The sequence below is a fragment of the Dysgonomonas mossii genome (genome assembly GCF_004569505.1).
Lineage (GTDB): Bacteria > Bacteroidota > Bacteroidia > Bacteroidales > Dysgonomonadaceae > Dysgonomonas.
This window is the reverse complement of sequence record NZ_SPPK01000133.1, coordinates 1-392: the sequence shown is the minus strand read 5'-3', so window position 1 is coordinate 392 and position 392 is coordinate 1. Positions and strand designations below refer to the sequence as shown.

1 protein-coding gene is annotated in these 392 nt (G+C 30.6%); it reads right to left on the bottom strand.

Annotated features, from left to right (window positions below):
• Positions 1–178: 178 nt before the first annotated feature.
• Positions 179–392, bottom strand: a 214-nt coding sequence (locus tag E4T88_RS18160) for a hypothetical protein (protein WP_221411841.1), incomplete at its 5' end; no start/stop codon positions are given.

Below are 392 nucleotides of genomic sequence, written 5' to 3'. Positions count from 1 at the left end.
CTATTAATATGAGTGATTTGTTCTCTATAGATGCCTTCATGTACGATTACTGAATCTCCTGGTAACGCTACTGAAGCGGCTTTATCAATAGTTAAGAAGGGTGATGTTTCAGTTCCTAACCCATAATCTGAACCGTTTTTAGCTACATGTATTAAATTAGTCATTTGAAATACTCCTTTTATTTATATATTTGTTTTGATCTCATTTCGCCAACATTATTTGAACGAATTTGTTGTTTAATTTGTGTAATAAACTTTTCATAATTTAAGAAGAAAGTAATGACACAAATGAGTACTACTGTTAATAATGGAAAGTATATTTGCATAGATTTAATTGCAAATATAGTACTTTCTGATTGTACAGATGCTCCTGCGACATAGCCTCCAATAGAT